Genomic DNA, 17,244 nt, shown 5'->3' on the forward strand with positions numbered 1-17,244 from the left:
TGGGCCTCCGTGGTGAGGTCAGGGAAGCTGCGCAGAAGAGTCAGAAAGCGAGTCAGGGCGCGGGTCATGCTCCTAAGTTCGGCAGCAGACTAATGCCGTCAAATGCTTAGCTTAATGGCCGTGAACAACGCGCCAGCGACAAACCGGCGAGGGTGCGGATTGGTGTCATTGAAGTTTTTAAAGGTAATCTGAGGCTGGTGGAGATCCCGATGATGGTCGGTGGTAGACGGTCTGCGCCGGCGCAAACGTTCGCCGACAATCAAAATGCACTCTAGCTCTACGAGGACCTGGGCAGCGATTTCAGTACGCAGTCTTTTAACCACCATATTAAAGAACTTAAAGCATCATCGTGGCTACTTTACCTTTCTTCGAGGAAATTTTATACAACTATGAATTATCCGCCACCCAGAAATTCTCTGGACACTGGTTGGCGAAAAATTTTCGATCGGTCTATCCTAAAGTTCTACATGAACTAATTGACTTTAACGATAGATATATTGTCAAAGGATCATCAGGAAAAGGAAATTGGACTCATTGCCCTTGGATAGCAATACTAGATAAGGTAATTACTGTAACTCCTCAAAAAGGTTATTACCCAGTATTTCTATTTCGACGAGATATGTCCGGCTTTTACCTATCCTTAAACCAAGGAGTCACTAATGTGATGGCATACCATCATCTAAAAGCTAGCGATGTGCTAAGATGGCGTGCCGAAGACTTTAGAAAACGACTAGGGGAATTACCTAAGGGGTTTACCACCCAAGAAATTGAATTATATGGTGAAACTTCAACTGTAAAAAATTACGAGCATGGCAACATATGTGCCAAATATTATGATATAAATAGAAATACATCATTAAGTGAAGTACAAATTGATTTAATAGAAATGCTTGAAATGTACGAATATTTAGTGTATAATGACACCACGTCGACAAATCAAGATGAAGAAAAAGAATTTGCTGAGGATCCTGCCAATTTGCGGCTTCACTTCAGGATCGAGAGAAACCAAAAATTGGTTGATGAAGTCAAAAAAGTCAAAGGGTATACGTGCCAAGTGTGCCAGTTTAATTTCTTAGAGAAATATGGTGAACTTGGTAAAGAGTTTATTGAAGCTCATCATCTAATTCCAATTAGTGAGTTAGAGGGTGAAAAGGTTTTGCTTGATCCAGACTTAGATTTCTCAGTTCTTTGTTCCAATTGTCATCGGATGATCCATCGAACGGAAAACCCTAGCGATATAAAGGCTTTGAAGGAAATCATAGATTATGCGGCGAACACTGCGCCAACTTCATTAAGCTAAGGGCTGGGAGTATTGCATAAAGTGTGTCAAGGTGTTCATAAATCAAGGCGTAAACGGTCAACATAGAGGATAGCCAATGGTCACAGAATACGATTCCAGTTGTGCATGGGCTTCTTCCACTTGCTCGTCAAGCCGCGCTGGACGAGGAAAAACAGATGAGCTACACTGCTGGCACGACAGTCATCAGCGCGCTATCAAAAGATTCGCCACAACTAGTAAATCACCAGTTTATGACCTTACAACTCCCCAAAACCATCCGACTAGCCTAGCTGGATGATCTTCCTAGAACGCAAGAATCTGTAAATCTAGTCCAGAAATTAAAAGCCGCAAAGATCGACCTGGTCATTAGGCGGGGTGTGAAGAATCTGTACTTTAAGCAAGAGTTAGGGCGAATCAGACAGGATATATACAGCTGTTGAGTAGGCCGCTACATTTGAGGTAGAATAGCGAAGCTTAGACAAGTTGAAGATCAAAGGGCATAAGCATTCTGTGAGCTGTTCCCAGGGACGCCTACTGATCAGTAAACTCTACTCATTAGAACTCCCTCGGAGTTTCAGTGGATGTCCATAGTTATGGAACAGTCAGTAGGTCGACTTTAACAAACTAAGCTTCGCTCGTAGTGATAGGCAACTAAGTAGTATGTGGGATAGTTTTACAGGCAGTCTATGATCTTATCACTACCACCATGGTACTCGACAAGCCCTTAAACAATGGACAATTAGAGCTGATGAAGATGTTCAGCCACGAACTGAGCGAAGCAGATTTGCTAAAACTGCGCCGGATGCTGGCTGCTTTCTTTGCCGATCGCGCAAGTGACGCCATGGACGAGCTATGGGAAAACAAGTCATGGTCCGATGAGACGATGGATGCGTGGTTGACCGACTCTGCTAGCGGTAAGCAGACCTAGTGCGGGTAGTTATTGATACCAACTCGCTACTGGTAAGTATTGGTCGGCGATCAAAGTACCGTCCGATCTTCGATGCACGTATTGGGGGACGGCTCACCCTGCTGCTGTCGAATGAAATTCTGACGGAGTATGCCGAAATTTTGGAGCAGCGCACAAATTGTGCCTTCAACGTAATGCGCGGTACATCGTCACCGATGACCGTCATTTTGGGGTACTGAAGAGAATTGATTTTCCGCGGATGAGGGTAATAAATACAATGGACTTTCTAAGGCTGATAATCGGGGGGTAGCGATGGTCACGCTATAGAGATCTGTTCATAAATCTTGGAAAGAATGAGTGAAGCGATAGTAATTAAGCTGCCACTAGACTTATCGGCAGAGTACATACAGAACATGCTCGACTACCTGACTTATGTCCAGGCAGGCAGCGGTAGTAAAGTAACTCAGGACCAGATCGATAAGCTTGCTTTAGAGAGCAAGTCTGGATGGTGGACCAAGAATCGCGATCGCTTTGAGGGTGTCGCGGGTTTTGAGGATCTTCCTCAATGAGGCGCACCGTTGTCGTAGATTCGAATGTACTATGGTCAACGGCGTATCGTGAGACCAGCGGTTAAGTAGCGTTTGATCAAGACCCCGCACCAGCGACCCCGCCCAAAGCAACCCCCCACCCCAAAGCTTCTCCCACCTTGGCCACAGCGTGCCGAGGTCGACGGAGACGAGTGGACCACCTCCGAGATTTACACCCACAGCTACGAGCTGACGTACTCGTCGGGGGCCTATACGGGAGCGCCGGAAAAAAGATAATCCGCCATGCCACTAAAAGAGGGCGTACCTTGTGGCTTGGTAGAGATGGTACGCTATTATCTCGCCTCGTTACAATTTACCCAACTCTACGATGAGCAACGGAACAGTCAAATTTTTTAACCAGAGCAAAGGATTCGGATTCATCACACCAGACGATGGTGGGAAGGACATCTTCGTCCACGCTAACGACCTCGACGGCGCTACCATCAACGAAGGAGACAAGGTCTCGTTCGAAGTGGAGGAAGGCAAGAAAGGCCTCAACGCCGTGAACGTCAGCCTGACGTAAGCGAGCTACCGCACCTATAAACCAGGAAAGGCCCGTCAACTTGCTTGACGGGCCTTTCCTGTATCCGGTATGTTCATACCGCCAAGGGGCGGGGGAGTGTGCCTAGGGCATCACCTTGACCGATACGGCGATCGGTCCCTTGGGTCCCTTGCCGGTTTCGAAGCTTACGCGATCGCCGTCCTTGATGGGGCCGTCCAGGTTGTCCATGTGCACGAAGTAGCTCTCGCCGCTCTCGTTGTCTACGATGAAGCCGTAGCCCTTCTCGGTATTAAAGAACTTGACCACGCCGGCCTTGACGAATTTCGACTCCGACGACTTTTCCGACTTGCGGGTACTGATGTCGATCTCGTCGAGGGTTACGATCTTTTTCTTGGTCAGATCTGGCGGCTCGGTGGTCAGGTTACCGTCTTCCCCTACGTACATAAACTCGGGGGGCTTGGTGGTGCTGAGGTTACGCTGCTCGCGCTTGTGCGCCTTGTCTCTTTTCCGCTTTTGCCGCTTCTTCTCCCGTTCTTTCTTGTTAAAACTATCTGCCATTGTGACTACTTAAGTGATAAATGCCGCAGGGGTACTTACGCTGCGCATGCCTCCCGTACTGCCGTGTTCTAGTGTTGTGTAACCGGTATGGCCCGGGGAAGTTGTGGTTTGGGCTGGTGTTATCCTCTCCCCCGGCCCCTCTCCAGAGGCGAGGGGAGGTAACCCGCTAGCTTGTGGATAATGGGAACTATAACTGTTGATCTCTATCGCGCAACTAGCATTTAGCACTACTTATCCTATGCCCGTTATTCGTCTTGAAACGCTGATCCGTGAGTCTCCCGCTACGGTGTTTGATTTGGCCCGGAGTATCGACCTGCATACTATCTCCACGCAGCAGACCAGCGAGCGCGCCGTGGCCGGCGTCACGTCCGGACTGATCGGTATGGGCGAGTCGGTCACCTGGGAAGCCCGGCACTTTGGCGTTAAGCAGCGACTTATGGCGATGGTGACCGCGTATGATCGGCCGCACTACTTCGTCGATGAGATGCAGGAGGGTGTTTTCCGGTCCTTTCACCATACGCACCGGTTTGTTGCGCTACGGGAAGGCACGCTTATGCAGGATGTATTCGACTATACCTCCCCGCTCGGAGTTCTGGGAAGGCTGGCCGACCGTATCTTTCTCAACGCGTACATGACCCACTTGCTCAGGCGTAGAAATAAGGTCATTAAGGACTACGCAGAGTCGGGGGACTGGCGAGATATATTGGAAGCCAAACCGGTAAGTGATTAGCATGGCCACCCTCCGCTTCACCCCCTTCACCCCAGCGCACTACCCGGAGTATAAATCCTGGTTTGCCGACGAGCGTCTGAATGCCGCCCTGGGACCTATGGATGAAGAATGGTTACAGTACGTGTGCACCGATACGCAGGGGAGGGAGTACGCCGTCTACCGCCAGGAAGAACTGGTCGGGGTAATAGGTATCCAGCTGCCCGTCGCTGGGCATCCCGTACCTTACATCACTAACCTTGCGGTACATCCGCGCTATCACCGGCAGGGTATCGGTGCACTCTTGCTCCGGGAGTTGCACCAGATTCATCCGCTTGCTGTGCAGAATGGCTGGATCGCTTTTGTGCTACCCACCAATCAGATCGCCCGACGCTTCTTCCATGCCAACGGCTGGCGGGTCATCGAGGTGAGTGAGGACGGTACGTTCCGCTATGCCAGTCCCACCTAAGCATATATGTAACGGGGTCTAGCCCAGCCGGCCGGCCCACGTTCACCAGTCAAGAATCGGCAGGAACTGCATGCCGCCCCTCCGGTTCGTGCCTTCCAGGCGCGGCCTGGGCGGGTCAATGGGAGTGAAATAGCAAGTAAGAATTTCTACATTTTACCCAGCGATACACATTAGTGTTAAACCTATATCTTGTCACATGGGTAAAGCGCCTAATTGGGTTGTAAGGGTATTCTATCACCTGCTACCCGCTTTGGCTGAGTAGCGCAATATCCTATTCGATGGCTAAGACTCCCCATAATGCACCTTCCAAGAATCTGGGCAAACCTTCCGGTGGTGGTCGCGGAAACAACCCTCCAGCCCCGAAGGGCGGGAATACTAAGGGCGGCAAAAAGTAAGCGTTCCACATAGTAAAAGTAGTAGGCCCTGTAGCGATACTGCGGGGCCTTCTCAATTAGCGGTATCCCCTCCGCACCCCCAATATCTATTGGGCCCCCGCACCTACAATGCACCTCCCACGACGAGCGCGGCCGCAGGTACCAAGCAGTTTCACTGACGTTCGACTCGTGCATCCCGACGCGCTGAATGATGTAAGCGCCCTCCTTACCGCTCCGAAGATCTCGCTGCCGGAGGCAGCTACGTACAACCGCTAGCGGGAGGTAGCTGCGTACCGTTCCGCTCCACCAGTTGGTAGCCGTATCTTTGCGCCCCCTAAAAATCTAAGCCATGCTATCAGTCAACGACCTCACCGTACAGTTCGGCAAGCGCGTCTTGTTCAATGAAGTGAACCTGAACTTCGTGCGCGGCAACTGCTACGGCATCATCGGCGCCAACGGAGCGGGTAAGTCGACCTTCCTCAAGGTGCTCTCCGGCGAGCTGGTGCCCAACCGCGGCAATGCCAGCATGGAGCCCGGCAACCGCATGGCCGTACTGAGCCAGAACCACTTCGGCTACGAAGACAAGGTGGTACTGGAAGTAGTGAAGATGGGCCACGAGGAACTCTACGCCATGGAGCAGGAGAAGAACGCCATCTACATGAACCCCGAGGCCACCGACGCCGACGGCATGCGCGCCGCCGAGCTCGAAAACACCTACGGCGAGATGGGGGGCTGGACGGCCGACTCCGACTCCGCCGAGCTGCTGTCCAATATGGGCATCGCCGAAGACCTGCACTATAAGGAGATGGGCGAGCTTACCGGACCCGAGAAGGTGAAGGTGCTCCTGGCCCAGGCCCTGTTCGGCAACCCCGACATCCTGCTGCTCGATGAGCCTACGAACGACCTGGACGCGCCCACCGTGCACTGGCTGGCCGACTTCCTCGCCAGCTTTCCCAATACGGTGATCGTGGTGAGTCACGACCGCTACTTCCTGGATATGGTCTGTACCCACATCGTCGATATCGACCGCCAGCAGGCTACGATCTATACCGGCAACTACTCGTTCTGGTACCAGTCCAGCCAGCTCGCCACCCAGCAGGCTCAGAACAAGAACAAGAAAATGGAGACCAAGCGGGCCGAAATGATGGAGTTCATCCAGCGCTTCTCGGCTAACGCCAGTAAGTCCAAGCAGGCCACCAGCCGTAAGAAGGCCCTCGAGAAGCTCAACCTGGAGGAGATCAAGCCCAGTAGCCGCCGTTACCCCTTCATCGCCTTCCAGCCCGAGCGCGAGCCCGGCGACCAGATCCTCAAGGTGACCAACCTGAGCAAGAAGTCCATCGACGGCTCCCTGCTCTTCTCGGGCATCAACTTCACCATGAACAGCCCGGATAAGATCGCCCTGGTGAGCATGGACTCCGCCGCCCTCACCGCCTTCTACGAGGTGCTGGCCGGCATCACCGAGCCCGACAGCGGCAGCCTCGAGTGGGGACAGACCATCACCCCCCAGTACCTGCCCAACGAGAACAACGACTACTTCACCGAGCAGGTCGGTCAGCTCGACCTGGTCGAGTGGCTACGGCAGTACTCCCAGAACAAGGACGAGCAGTTCATCCGCGGCTTCCTGGGCCGTATGCTCTTCGGCGGCGAGGAGGTGCACAAGAACGTGAGCGTCCTGAGTGGGGGCGAGAAGGTGCGCTGCATGATGTCCAAGGCCATGCTTAACCACCCCAACTTCCTACTGCTCGACGAGCCCACCAACCACCTCGACCTGGAGTCCATCACGGCGCTCAACAACGCGCTCAAGGACTTCAAGGGCAACCTCATCATGAGCAGCCACGACCACGAGCTGACGAATACGGTCGCCAACCGCATCATCGAGATCGGCCCCGGCGGCATGATCGATTCCCTGCTTACGTATGAGGATTTCCTGGAGTCTGCGGAGGTGGAGACTAAGCGGGAGGGGATTTATGAGATGGCGGTTTAAACACGGATGTACGCAGATCTACTTCACGGATTTTGCACAGATTCTTTTTGTAATCCGTGTTTAACTACACCCACTATATAGCCATAGACTGGTCGGCCAGAAACCAGCCTAGCCCTGCCCGGCCGACTAAAGACGCTATCTGGGTAGCCGAATCCGCAACCTGCGGCCCCGCCCGTACCCACTACTTCCGTACCCGCCACGCCTGCGCCGCCTACCTGGAGCAGCGACTGATCGAGCTGCGCCATGAGCGGGTACTGGTCGGCTGGGATTTCTCCTTCGGCTACCCGGAAGGCTTCGCTGCGGCACTGGGACTGGAGGGGACACCCGCCTGGCGCGCCGTCTGGAAACACATCACTGGCCTGGTAGAGGACACGGCGGACAACCGCAGTAACCGCTTTGCCGTAGGCGCACTACTCAACGAGCAAGTGGGTGCCCCGGCCGGTCCGTTCTGGGGTGTACCGGCTGGGCAGCGCAGTGCCCACCTGCATAGTACCCGCACCTTTCGCTACCCCGTGCAAGCCGGGCACCACTCGCTCCCCGAGCGCCGATTGGTCGAGACCCTGCACCCCCGCATGCAGCCCGCCTGGAAGCTGGCGTATACGGGTAGCGTGGGCAGTCAGACGCTCCTCGGTATCCCCTACCTGCTGCGTCTGCGCGATCATGCGCAGCTGCGGCGGGTGTCGCGCGTCTGGCCATTCGAGGGCGGGGCCGCGGGTGCGCACATTCTGCACGCGGAGATCTACCCCAGCCTCCTGCCCCTCCCCAAACGCGATGCGATCCCCGACCGCGAGCAGGTGCGGAGCTACGTGGCGTGGCTGCGGGAGCGGCAGGCGGCGGGCGAGCTTCGCAGCCTACTAGAACGGCCGTGGGGGGAGGATGTGGGAGTCCATAACCGGGTCACGCAACACGAAGGCTGGATCCTGGGAATAAAAGGTCGAGTGGCCTCCGGTCCGAGCACACCACCCCCGCACAAAGTGGGGTAGCTACTTCATAGCCAGACATCTCGGACCGGAGGCCGCTCGACCTGAGCCTTTAGCGTGCCTCGGTGCATTTTACACCCCGCTACAAATATGCGTATCTTTGCGCCCCTTAAACCAACCAGTCCCGGAACGGCCGGGACGCACCCCTCGCGTATGACCGCACGGAAAATCAACTCCGCCCTGGTATCCGTTTATCACAAGGAAGGCCTCGGCCCCATTGTGGACGGACTGGCCAAACTGGGCGTCACGATCTACAGTACCGGAGGCACCGAAACCTTCATCCGCGACCGCGGTATCGACGTGGTGCCCGTGGAAGAGCTCACGGGCTACCCCTCCATCCTCGACGGCCGGGTCAAGACCCTGCACCCCAAGGTGCACGGCGGTATCCTGGCCAGGCGCGAGGAGGAGCACCTGCTGCAACTCGATCAGCTGGAGATCCCCCAGATCGACCTGGTCGTGGTCGACCTCTACCCCTTCGAGGAGACCGTAGCCAACACCGAAGAGGAAGACCTCATCATCGAAAAGATCGATATCGGGGGTATCGCCCTGATCCGCGCCGCAGCCAAGAACTACCGCGATGTGTTGATCGTGCCCAGCCGCGAAGATTACGCGACCCTGCAGGACATCATCGACAAGCAGGAGGGCGTGAGCGAGCTCACCGACCGCCGCAAGCTGGCCCGCCGGGCCTTTGCCATCAGCAGCCACTACGATACGGCCATCTTCAGCTACTTCAACGAGGACGGCGAGCTGCCCGTCTTCAAGCGGAGCGAAATGAAGGCCAATCCCCTGCGCTACGGCGAGAACCCCCACCAGGAAGCCACCTTCTACGGCCGGCTCAGCGAGATGTTCACCAAGCTCAACGGCAAGGAACTGAGCTTCAACAACCTGGTGGACATCGACGCGGCGGTAGGACTGATGAAGGAGTTCGAAGAAGCGGACCCCACCTTCATTATTCTCAAGCACACCAATGCCTGCGGCGTAGCCGTACGGCCCACCCAGCTCGAAGCCTGGAAGGCCGCCCTGGCCGGCGATCCCGTATCGGCCTTCGGTGGCATCCTGATCACCAACCGGCCGCTCGATGTATCTACCGCTCAGGAGATCGATAAGCTGTTCTACGAGGTGCTCATCGCCCCCGACTTTACCGACTCGGCCCTGGAGCTGCTGAGCAAGAAAAAGAAGCGCGTGCTCCTGCAGTACCACCACCTGCAGCAGCAGCCCCTGAGCTTCAAGAGTCTGCTCAATGGCGTGATCGTGCAGGACACCGACCTGAAGACCGAAGGTGCCGACCAGTTCGAGATCGCCACCGAACGCCAGCCCACCGGCACCGAGACCGCCGACCTGGTCTTTGCCGGTAAGTGCGCCAAGCACCTCAAGTCGAATACCATCGCCCTGGTCTGCAACAACCAGCTCATCGGTATGGGCTGTGGACAGACCAGCCGCGTAGACGCCCTGCGCCAGGCCATCAACAAGGCCAAGAACTTCGGCTTCGAGGTGGCCGGCTCCGTGATGGCCTCCGATGCCTTCTTCCCCTTCAGCGACTGCGTCGAGATCGCGGCCGAGGCCGGTATCACCGCCGTGGTGCAGCCCGGCGGCTCGATTCGGGATGCGGACAGCATCGCCGCAGCAAATGCGGGCAATGTGGCCATGGTTACTACGGGCATTCGGCACTTCAAGCACTAAGCAGAATAATCAGGGACGGTACTTTAACGTCCGCTTAAGAACCCCCACCCTGTACCCACGCGTCTTATACCCGACTTTAAGATGAGGGAGCCCGCTCCACACCTGGTCATCGACATCGGAAATTCCGGCCTCAAGGCCGCCTGCTTCCTTGGCGATGAACTGCGGCCTCCGGTCCTTCGCCTAGCGGGCGATGACTGGTCGGCACTGGACGAGCGGGTAACCAACCTTGGGGTACGTAACATCCTCTATGCTACCGTGGCAAACGTGCCGAACCAACGGTGGCTGGAAAAATGGAAAGCAGCCGGTATCGGCGTCTTTGCGCTCGATCGCAGCCAGCCCCTCCCGTTCGCCTCCGACTACACTACGCCGGATACGCTGGGGCAGGACCGCATCGCCGCACTGGCCGGTACCCTGGGCCACATGCACACTGCCCGACTGGTGGTCGACGCCGGTAGCTGCGTCACGCTGGATCTTATGGACCGGCACGACCGCTACCTGGGCGGCAACATCAGTCCGGGCGTAACGATGCGGCTCACGGCCATGCACGAACGCACGGCCCGGCTCCCCTTGGTACAGGGGGGCGGGATCGCAGGTGCGGTAGGACGCTCTACGGAGCAGGCCCTACGGCACGGTGGTCAGCTGGGCGTGGTGTACGAGATCGAGGGGCTGTACCGCCGCTTGCTCGACGCACACCCCGACCTGCAGCTCGTGCTGACGGGCGGCGATGCGCCGCTGCTACTTTCCGCTTTTTCGCTACCGGTGTTACACCGACCCCATTTGGTCCTCAGCGGGCTCCATCAAATCTTGTCAACTTATGTCAGTTAAGCGTTACACTCCCTCACCGTTCCTTCTGCTGCTCCTGGGCTTCCTGTCCTCGGCCGGTGTGATGGCGCAGCAGGTGACCAGCACTGACTTCACCGAGATCCGCCCCAAGCAGAACAGCCCGCTGAGCCGCTTCGGACTCGGCGACCCCATCGACCAGTTCCACGCCGCACAGGCCGGTATGGGCGGACTGCGGTCCACCTACCAGGACGCCTTCCACCTGAACCTGCTCAACCCCGCCAGTCTGGCCAGTCTGCAGGCGACCAGCTTCGAGATCGGTCTGTACGCCCGCAATTCGGAGCTGTCCGACGTCAATGGCAGCGCCAACAGCTGGCAGGGTAACATCCGCTACATCGCGCTCGGCTTTCCGCTGCGCAACCCCATCAACCTGAACCTGGACCGCCAGCTCAACTCCTGGAACGGCGGCATGGCCTTCTCCCTGGCGCCCACTACCCTGGTCGGTTACGACCTGGAGCTGCAGGGCAATACGGACAGCGAACTGGGCCCCACCTCCAACCGCCTCAAGGGTACGGGCGGGGCGTACCGCTTCAGCTGGTCGACGGCCCTGCGCTACCGCGGCCTGTCCGGTGGTGTCAACGTGAACTACAACTTTGGCAAGATCACCAACAGCCGGATCCTGGCCTTCGACAGCATCCCGCAGGCCCTGGCTACGGAGTTCGTCGAGGAGTTCAGCCTGAGCGGCTTCAACCTGGGGTACGGACTGCAGTACGCCTTCAACTTCACCGAAGTCAACGAGACAGGGCAGAAGGTAGCCAGTGGCAAGCGGATCATCCTGGGCGTCAACGGCGTGCTGGGGGCTAACGTAAATACCGAGGCTAACCTGCTTTCGCGGCGCTTCAGTCCGGTAGGGACCGTCGTGATCCAGGATACGCTGCGGTCCGAGGACGGACTGGAGGGCAGCGCCGATCTACCCGCGAGCTATAACTTTGGTCTGGCCTTCGAGGACGTCAACCGGCTATACGTCGGGGTGGAGTACGGGCAGCAGCGCTACGGCAACTACACCAACGATGCGCAGCCGGAGACGCTGGCTGACGTCACCCGCCTGGCCGCCGGTATTCAGTACATCCCCAATATCGGCTCCTACAACCGTTACTGGAAGCGCGTGCGCTACCGGGCGGGGGTGCGGCTGGAGGATGATCCCCGCACCATCGGCGGAGAACAGGCGCGCCGCAACGCGGTTACAGTAGGGGTGGGCCTGCCCATCCGGTTACCCCGCCAACAGGTATCTTTCCTTGACCTTGCCGTGGAATACGGTAAATTTGGGGTCCCCGACGTGCTAGATGAGACCTATGTACAATTTACGCTAGGATTTTCGCTCAACGACAACTCCTGGTTCTTTAAACGCAAACTCAATTAAATCAATATGTATATCCTTCGCACCCTAGCTCTGCTGCTTGCATTTTGCGGCTCCAGCGCCCTGGCGACGGCCCAGTGTGTCACCTGGGTAGATTCGCCCCAGAAAGAAGCTGCCGAGAACGCGCACGTCGCGTACCGCAACTTCGTCAAAGGCAAAACGGCCGAAGACCTGGCGGCCCTCCCCGACGGAGAGTTCAACGACGCCTTCAAGAACTGGAAGACCGCCTACGACATCGCCCCCGCGGCCGATGGCAACCGCCCCTTCCACTACCGCGACGGTCGTATGTTCTACAAGGCGATGCGCGAAAAGGCCACCGATGAGGCCAAGAAGCAGGAGTACACCGACATGATCTTCAGCCTCTACGACCAGGAGCTGGAGTGCTACCCCAAGTACGAAGCCTACCTGCTGGGCCGTAAGGGATCAGATATGTTCTACCTGGCCGGTTACAGCGAGGATGCCATGAGCACCATCGAAAAGGCCATCGACGAAGGCGGCAACGACACGGAGTACGTAGTACTGGCCCCCCTGGGTAAGCTGCTCAACTACTACTTCAAGGAAAAAGCCATTGACAACACCCGCGTGCGGGAGCTGTACGACAAGGCCGCCAAGGTAGCCGACTACAATATCGAGAACAACGAGACCTACGCCCCCTACTACCAGGCCGGCAAGGACAACCTCGAAGCCGATGTACTGGAGTTCGCCGACGAGATCTTCGACTGCGACTACTTCAAGGGGCTGCTGCTCCCCAAAGTGGAGGAGAACAAGGACAGTATCAACATCCTGAAGTACATCGTCACCAAGCTGAAGGCCCAGGGCTGTGACTCGACCGATGCCGACGTAGCCCGCGTACAGACTATGTACGACGAGCTCTACGCCGAGAAGTCCGAAGAGTACGAAGCCGAGCGCCGCCGCATGAACCCCCTCTACGAGGGCAGCGAGCTGTACAACGAAGGCAAGTACAACGAAGCCGTACAGGCCTACGAGCGCGGCATCGAAGCCACCGACGACAACGAGAAGAAGGCCCAGGCCTACTACCAGATCGCCCAGATCCAACTCGCTAAGCTCGGACAGTACAGCTCGGCCCGTGCCAGCGCCAACCGCGCCGCCGAACTCAAGCCCGGCTGGGGCAAGCCCTACATCCTCATCGGTGACCTCTACGGCCGCATGAGCAGCAACTGCGGTGACGCCTGGGACCAGCGCCTGGCCGTGCTCGCCGCCATCGACAAGTACAACTACGCCAAGAGCATCGACGGCGACGTAGCCGGTGACGCCAACCGCCGCATCGGCAACTACCGCAACTCCATGCCCATCCGCTCCGAGGCCTTCTCGCGCAGCATGAAGGAAGGAGACCGCGTAAGCGTAGGCTGTGGTATCGGTGAGACCGTTACACTGCGCTTCTAAGGCACAGTAAGCAATTGCACGGTGAAGGCCCGCTCGACAGTACGTCGGGCGGGCCTTTGTCGTGCCACGCCTCGCCCTTAGTGTTTACAAAGTAGCTTACCTTGATGCGCTGATTCAAGCACCATGTGGAAAAATCTAAAGGGCTACTTCATCGTCGAGGAACCGGGCAAAGGCGCCGGTACTAAAACAAAGTTGCCGGATAAACAGCCCAAATCCACCACCTCCGCACCGGCGGCCCCGCCCGCTGCCTCCTCCTCCGCCGCCGCCCCCGTGACGGGTAGGGTATCCGGTAAATTCGAGGATGCGCTGCTGCAGGCCATGGAGCGGGCCAACCTGCCGGGCTTCGACTACCTGGAGTACAAGAAGTCGCTACAGAACCTGCAGAAGATGAACTTCGACGAGGCGATGCGCTTCCAGACCGCCTACGCCGCCGCCCAGAGTATGGGCGTGACGCCGCAGCAGCTCACCGAATCGGCCGCCCACTACCTGCAGGCCCTAAAGACGGAGCAGGACAAGTTCACCGCCGCCGTGCAGAAGCAGCAGGACGATCAGGTGGGCAGCAAGCAGAACGAACTCAAGCGGCTGGATGCGCTGGTGAGCGAGCAGGAGGCCAAGATCGCGGCCCTGCAGGAGCAGATCGCTAAGACCAGGACGCGGCAGCAGCAGCTACAGCAGACGATCGGGGAGAGCCGGCAAAAGATCCAGGCTACGGCGGCCGACTTCCGCAAAACGTACGACACCATCACGGGTAGCATCACGGCCGATATCGAGAAAATGCGGCAATACCTGAAATAGTCGATAAATTCGGGATGCTGGTCGAGGTGGGCAAACTTGCGACGCAAGCAGGGCTTTATAGGGACAGGCCATTAGTTATATTTGCTGACGGCCCCTAAAAATGATATAGACATGGATGGAACACAGATGAAACCAAAATCCTTCTGGCAGCGGCCGGAGGGCGTGACCGGACTCCTCTTCCTGGTGGCCCTGGTAGGCATACTGGGCTACGTGGTGGTGACCTTCGGGGCGGCTATCCTGAGCTTCATCGGTACCACGATCGGGCTGGTCGTAGCCGGCCTCATCCTGATGGCACTGATCTACATGGTGCTGGACCCCAAGATGCGCAACCTGGTCTTCTATATGTACAAGTCCGTGATGCGGGCCATCACCGGCATGTTCGTGCAGATCGACCCCATCGGTATCCTCAAGACCTACGTCGACGAGCTGCAGGGCAATCTGCGTAAGATGAATAAGCAGATCAGTCAGCTCCGGGCCCAGATGCACAAGCTCAAGGAAGTGATCGTGAACAACGAGCGCGAGATCAGCTCCAACCTCAAGATCGCCGGTAAGGCCAAGGAAACCAATAAGCGCAACGTGATGATCCTGAAGTCGCGCCGCGCCGGCCGCCTCAAGGACAGCAACGTGCGGCTCGACGAGCTGTACAAAAAGATGGAAGTGCTCTACCGGGTGCTCACCAAGATGTACGAGAACAGCTCCATCCTGGCCGAGGATATTCAGGATCAGGTGATGGTCAAGGAGCAGGAACGCAAGGCGATCCACGCCAGCCACGGCGCGATGAAGTCGGCCATGAGCGTGATCCAGGGCGATCCCGACCAGCGGGCCATGTTCGATATGGCCATGGAGAGCATCACCGAAGACGTGGCCAACAAGGTCGGCGAGATGGAACGCTTCATGGAAGTGTCCGCCAACTTCATGGATTCGGTAGACCTGCAGAACGGCGTCTTCGAAGAGGAAGGCCTCAATATGCTCGAGCAGTGGGAAAAGGAATCCAACAGCCTGCTCCTGGGCGAGGAAAAATCCACCCTCCTGCTGCAGGCCAACAGCGATACCGACGTGCTCGACCTGGACGCCCCCGTGCCGGAGCGGCAGCGGCAGACGGGCAGCAACAACCAGTACGACTCTTTCTTTAAATAACGCCCGGCGGCTCGTCCGCCGAGCGTTGCGCAGCTTGGCTCGTCGGCCGAGCGCATTCCGAACACTTACCTATGGCACGCCTCACCACCTTCAGCAAGCTGCTGATCACGGTCCTCATTTTACTCCTGATCGTCTTCGGCGTCAACTACCTCACCGACGGCAAGCTGCTGGCCGGCGTACTGGGCGGCGGTGACGGCACGGAACAGGCCGACGGCAGCCGCTACGACCGCGATAGCGACGGCGATCGCCGCAGCGGCGGTGGAGGCAGTGACGACCCCATCCGCGTAGGCGTAGTGACCTGGGGCGGGTACGCGGGTGGACAGTACTTCAACGAGGGCTTCAAACCCTCGGCGGAGAGTCGCTTTAGCAAGGAGTACGGCATCGATGTGGAGTTCGTGCTCAACGACGACGTACCGGCCAGCCTGAACGCCTTCAAGAACGGTGACATCGACGTGCACTGGTACACCATCGACGCGATGCCGACGATCATGCCCGAGCTGGCCGACTTCAATCCGGTCGTACTCTGGCAGTCGGACTGGTCACGCGGCGGCGACGCTATCGTGGTTAAGCGGGGCATCAACTCCGTAGCCGACCTGAAGGGTAAGACCGTGGCGGTAGCCGAACTCACGCCCAGTCATACCTTCCTGCTGTACCTGCTGGAAGCGGGCGGACTCACCGTAGACGATATCCGGGTGCAGGGTGTACCCTCCGCCATCGATGCGGCCGCTGCCTTTAAGAGCGGGAACGTGGATGCGGCAGTGGTCTGGTCGCCGGACGACGAGCTCAGCGTACGGGCCGTATCGGGCGCCAAGATCCTGGAGAGCACGGCCTCCGCCTCCAATATTATCGCCGACGTATTCTTCGCCAAGCGCGACTACGTAGAGGCCAACCGCGACCGGCTGGAGAAGCTCTACCAGGGCTGGATGCGCGGCGCGGCTGAGATCAACGCCAGCGAGGCCAACAAGCAGCGGGCGGCGCGCATCATCGGTCCGGAAATGTCGCTCACCGAAGCCGATGCCGTAGCTATGATCGACAACGTACGGCTGACCACCCACGGCGACAACGTCAACTTCTTCGGCCAGAACCCGGACTACCGCGGCGTGACCGGCGGCCAACTGTACCGCAAGATGGAACAGGCGTACCGTAGCCTGGGACTGATCGACGGCCGGGTACCCGACTTCCGCCAGGCCAGCTACGGCGGACTGGTCATCAATGCCAGCAGCAGCCTCACGGGCAGCGACAACGCGGCCGAGCCTGCGGCCACCTTCGCCCGGGTAGACGAGGCGGAGGGCGAGAACCTGGAGGCCATCGCCACCAAGCGGGTCAGCATTAACTTCCCCGTCGGCGTAGCTACGCTGGACGACCAGGCCAAGGCCATCATCGACGACGAGTTCGTACAGATCGCCAAGGCCTTCGGCAACGCCCGCATCCGCATCGAGGGCAATACCGACAATACCGGTAGCGCGGCCACGAACCAGGCACTGAGCAAGCGCCGCGCGCAGTCGGTCGCCAACTACCTGTCGCGGGAATACAACATGGATCCCAACCGCTTCATCATCGTCGGTAACGGCCCCGACAACCCCATCGCCAACAACAGCAGCGAGAGCGGCCGGGCGCTGAACCGGCGTACGGATTTCGAGTTAGTGCGTCAGTAAGGTAAAGGGTCGAGTGGCCTCCGGTCCGAG

General features: G+C 57.7%; 17 protein-coding genes. 16 read left to right on the forward strand and 1 reads right to left on the reverse strand.

What is annotated here, in order from left to right; translation table 11 throughout:
• The first annotated feature begins 349 nt into the window (after nt 1-349).
• The 5 genes from MJQ68_RS00005 (at nt 350) to MJQ68_RS00020 (ending at nt 3,296) form a co-directional block, all read left to right on the forward strand.
• Complete coding sequence (locus MJQ68_RS00005; RefSeq protein WP_238748910.1) at nt 350-1,300, forward strand: MrcB family domain-containing protein; 951 nt, start codon at nt 350-352, stop codon at nt 1,298-1,300.
• A 685-nt stretch (nt 1,301-1,985) separates the two neighbouring features.
• Nucleotides 1,986-2,207 carry a hypothetical protein gene (locus MJQ68_RS00010; RefSeq protein WP_238748911.1) on the forward strand — a complete coding sequence of 74 codons (222 nt, stop codon included), beginning with the start codon at nt 1,986-1,988 and terminating at the stop codon, nt 2,205-2,207.
• Nucleotides 2,207-2,425 (forward strand): PIN domain-containing protein, encoded by a 219-nt coding sequence (locus MJQ68_RS17975; RefSeq protein ID WP_406612595.1) that lies wholly within the window; start codon nt 2,207-2,209, stop codon nt 2,423-2,425. Before MJQ68_RS00010 ends, MJQ68_RS17975 begins: the two co-directional genes overlap by 1 nt.
• Before the next feature lie 174 nt (nt 2,426-2,599).
• Nucleotides 2,600-2,755, forward strand: a complete 156-nt coding sequence (locus tag MJQ68_RS00015; protein WP_238748912.1) for a hypothetical protein — start codon at nt 2,600-2,602, stop codon at nt 2,753-2,755.
• 346 nt (nt 2,756-3,101) lie between these two features.
• Nucleotides 3,102-3,296: a cold-shock protein gene (locus MJQ68_RS00020; RefSeq protein ID WP_238748913.1), complete on the forward strand. Its 195-nt coding sequence runs from the start codon at nt 3,102-3,104 to the stop codon at nt 3,294-3,296.
• Nucleotides 3,297-3,398: 102 nt separating this feature from the next.
• Here the strand turns inward: MJQ68_RS00020 and MJQ68_RS00025 are convergent, their stop codons facing one another.
• Nucleotides 3,399-3,833: a cold-shock protein gene (locus tag MJQ68_RS00025; protein ID WP_238748914.1), complete on the reverse strand. Its 435-nt coding sequence runs from the start codon at nt 3,831-3,833 to the stop codon at nt 3,399-3,401.
• 238 nt (nt 3,834-4,071) lie between these two features.
• Between MJQ68_RS00025 and MJQ68_RS00030 the strand changes: the two genes are divergently transcribed.
• From MJQ68_RS00030 to MJQ68_RS00080, 11 genes are all read left to right on the forward strand, one after another.
• Nucleotides 4,072-4,563 (forward strand): SRPBCC family protein, encoded by a 492-nt coding sequence (locus MJQ68_RS00030; protein WP_238748915.1) that lies wholly within the window; start codon nt 4,072-4,074, stop codon nt 4,561-4,563.
• Between the two features lies 1 nt (nt 4,564).
• On the forward strand, nt 4,565-5,008 hold the full coding sequence (locus tag MJQ68_RS00035) for a GNAT family N-acetyltransferase (protein ID WP_238748916.1): 444 nt from the start codon (nt 4,565-4,567) through the stop codon (nt 5,006-5,008).
• A gap of 723 nt (nt 5,009-5,731) precedes the next feature.
• Nucleotides 5,732-7,366 (forward strand): ABC-F family ATP-binding cassette domain-containing protein, encoded by a 1,635-nt coding sequence (locus tag MJQ68_RS00040; RefSeq protein ID WP_238748917.1) that lies wholly within the window; start codon nt 5,732-5,734, stop codon nt 7,364-7,366.
• 56 nt (nt 7,367-7,422) lie between these two features.
• Nucleotides 7,423-8,349, forward strand: coding sequence for a hypothetical protein (locus tag MJQ68_RS00045; RefSeq protein WP_238748918.1), 927 nt, complete (start codon nt 7,423-7,425; stop codon nt 8,347-8,349).
• Between the two features lie 150 nt (nt 8,350-8,499).
• A complete protein-coding gene (gene purH / locus MJQ68_RS00050; protein WP_238748919.1) occupies nt 8,500-10,026 on the forward strand; it encodes a bifunctional phosphoribosylaminoimidazolecarboxamide formyltransferase/IMP cyclohydrolase in 1,527 nt (508 codons plus the stop codon).
• An 81-nt stretch (nt 10,027-10,107) separates the two neighbouring features.
• Nucleotides 10,108-10,851, forward strand: a complete 744-nt coding sequence (locus MJQ68_RS00055) for a type III pantothenate kinase (RefSeq protein WP_238748920.1) — start codon at nt 10,108-10,110, stop codon at nt 10,849-10,851.
• On the forward strand, nt 10,841-12,226 hold the full coding sequence (locus tag MJQ68_RS00060; RefSeq protein WP_238748921.1) for a hypothetical protein: 1,386 nt from the start codon (nt 10,841-10,843) through the stop codon (nt 12,224-12,226). The genes MJQ68_RS00055 and MJQ68_RS00060 overlap by 11 nt, the downstream gene beginning before the upstream one ends.
• A gap of 6 nt (nt 12,227-12,232) precedes the next feature.
• Nucleotides 12,233-13,627 carry a tetratricopeptide repeat protein gene (locus MJQ68_RS00065; RefSeq protein WP_238748922.1) on the forward strand — a complete coding sequence of 465 codons (1,395 nt, stop codon included), beginning with the start codon at nt 12,233-12,235 and terminating at the stop codon, nt 13,625-13,627.
• 123 nt (nt 13,628-13,750) lie between these two features.
• Nucleotides 13,751-14,422 (forward strand): hypothetical protein, encoded by a 672-nt coding sequence (locus tag MJQ68_RS00070; RefSeq protein ID WP_238748923.1) that lies wholly within the window; start codon nt 13,751-13,753, stop codon nt 14,420-14,422.
• 126 nt (nt 14,423-14,548) lie between these two features.
• The gene (locus tag MJQ68_RS00075; RefSeq protein ID WP_238748924.1) at nt 14,549-15,559 is read left to right on the forward strand and encodes a hypothetical protein; all 1,011 of its coding nucleotides are present in this window, start codon (nt 14,549-14,551) and stop codon (nt 15,557-15,559) included.
• A 71-nt stretch (nt 15,560-15,630) separates the two neighbouring features.
• A complete protein-coding gene (locus tag MJQ68_RS00080; RefSeq protein ID WP_238748925.1) occupies nt 15,631-17,214 on the forward strand; it encodes a phosphate ABC transporter substrate-binding/OmpA family protein in 1,584 nt (527 codons plus the stop codon).
• Nucleotides 17,215-17,244 lie beyond the last annotated feature (30 nt).

Origin of the sequence: Neolewinella maritima (assembly GCF_923081025.1) — a bacterium.
Taxonomy (GTDB): domain Bacteria; phylum Bacteroidota; class Bacteroidia; order Chitinophagales; family Saprospiraceae; genus Neolewinella; species Neolewinella maritima.

Excerpts from the sequence above, each read along its gene's own strand:
- MJQ68_RS00010 (WP_238748911.1), top strand. The coding sequence starts at position 1,986 with ATGGTACTCGACAAGCCCTTAAACAATGGACAATTAGAGCTGATGAAG.
- MJQ68_RS00015 (WP_238748912.1), top strand. The coding sequence starts at position 2,600 with ATGCTCGACTACCTGACTTATGTCCAGGCAGGCAGCGGTAGTAAAGTA.
- MJQ68_RS00020 (WP_238748913.1), top strand. The coding sequence starts at position 3,102 with ATGAGCAACGGAACAGTCAAATTTTTTAACCAGAGCAAAGGATTCGGA.
- MJQ68_RS00025 (WP_238748914.1), bottom strand. The coding sequence starts at position 3,833 with ATGGCAGATAGTTTTAACAAGAAAGAACGGGAGAAGAAGCGGCAAAAG.
- MJQ68_RS00030 (WP_238748915.1), top strand. The coding sequence starts at position 4,072 with ATGCCCGTTATTCGTCTTGAAACGCTGATCCGTGAGTCTCCCGCTACG.
- MJQ68_RS00035 (WP_238748916.1), top strand. The coding sequence starts at position 4,565 with ATGGCCACCCTCCGCTTCACCCCCTTCACCCCAGCGCACTACCCGGAG.
- MJQ68_RS00040 (WP_238748917.1), top strand. The coding sequence starts at position 5,732 with ATGCTATCAGTCAACGACCTCACCGTACAGTTCGGCAAGCGCGTCTTG.
- purH (WP_238748919.1), top strand. The coding sequence starts at position 8,500 with ATGACCGCACGGAAAATCAACTCCGCCCTGGTATCCGTTTATCACAAG.
- MJQ68_RS00055 (WP_238748920.1), top strand. The coding sequence starts at position 10,108 with ATGAGGGAGCCCGCTCCACACCTGGTCATCGACATCGGAAATTCCGGC.
- MJQ68_RS00060 (WP_238748921.1), top strand. The coding sequence starts at position 10,841 with ATGTCAGTTAAGCGTTACACTCCCTCACCGTTCCTTCTGCTGCTCCTG.
- MJQ68_RS00065 (WP_238748922.1), top strand. The coding sequence starts at position 12,233 with ATGTATATCCTTCGCACCCTAGCTCTGCTGCTTGCATTTTGCGGCTCC.
- MJQ68_RS00070 (WP_238748923.1), top strand. The coding sequence starts at position 13,751 with ATGTGGAAAAATCTAAAGGGCTACTTCATCGTCGAGGAACCGGGCAAA.
- MJQ68_RS00075 (WP_238748924.1), top strand. The coding sequence starts at position 14,549 with ATGAAACCAAAATCCTTCTGGCAGCGGCCGGAGGGCGTGACCGGACTC.
- MJQ68_RS00080 (WP_238748925.1), top strand. The coding sequence starts at position 15,631 with ATGGCACGCCTCACCACCTTCAGCAAGCTGCTGATCACGGTCCTCATT.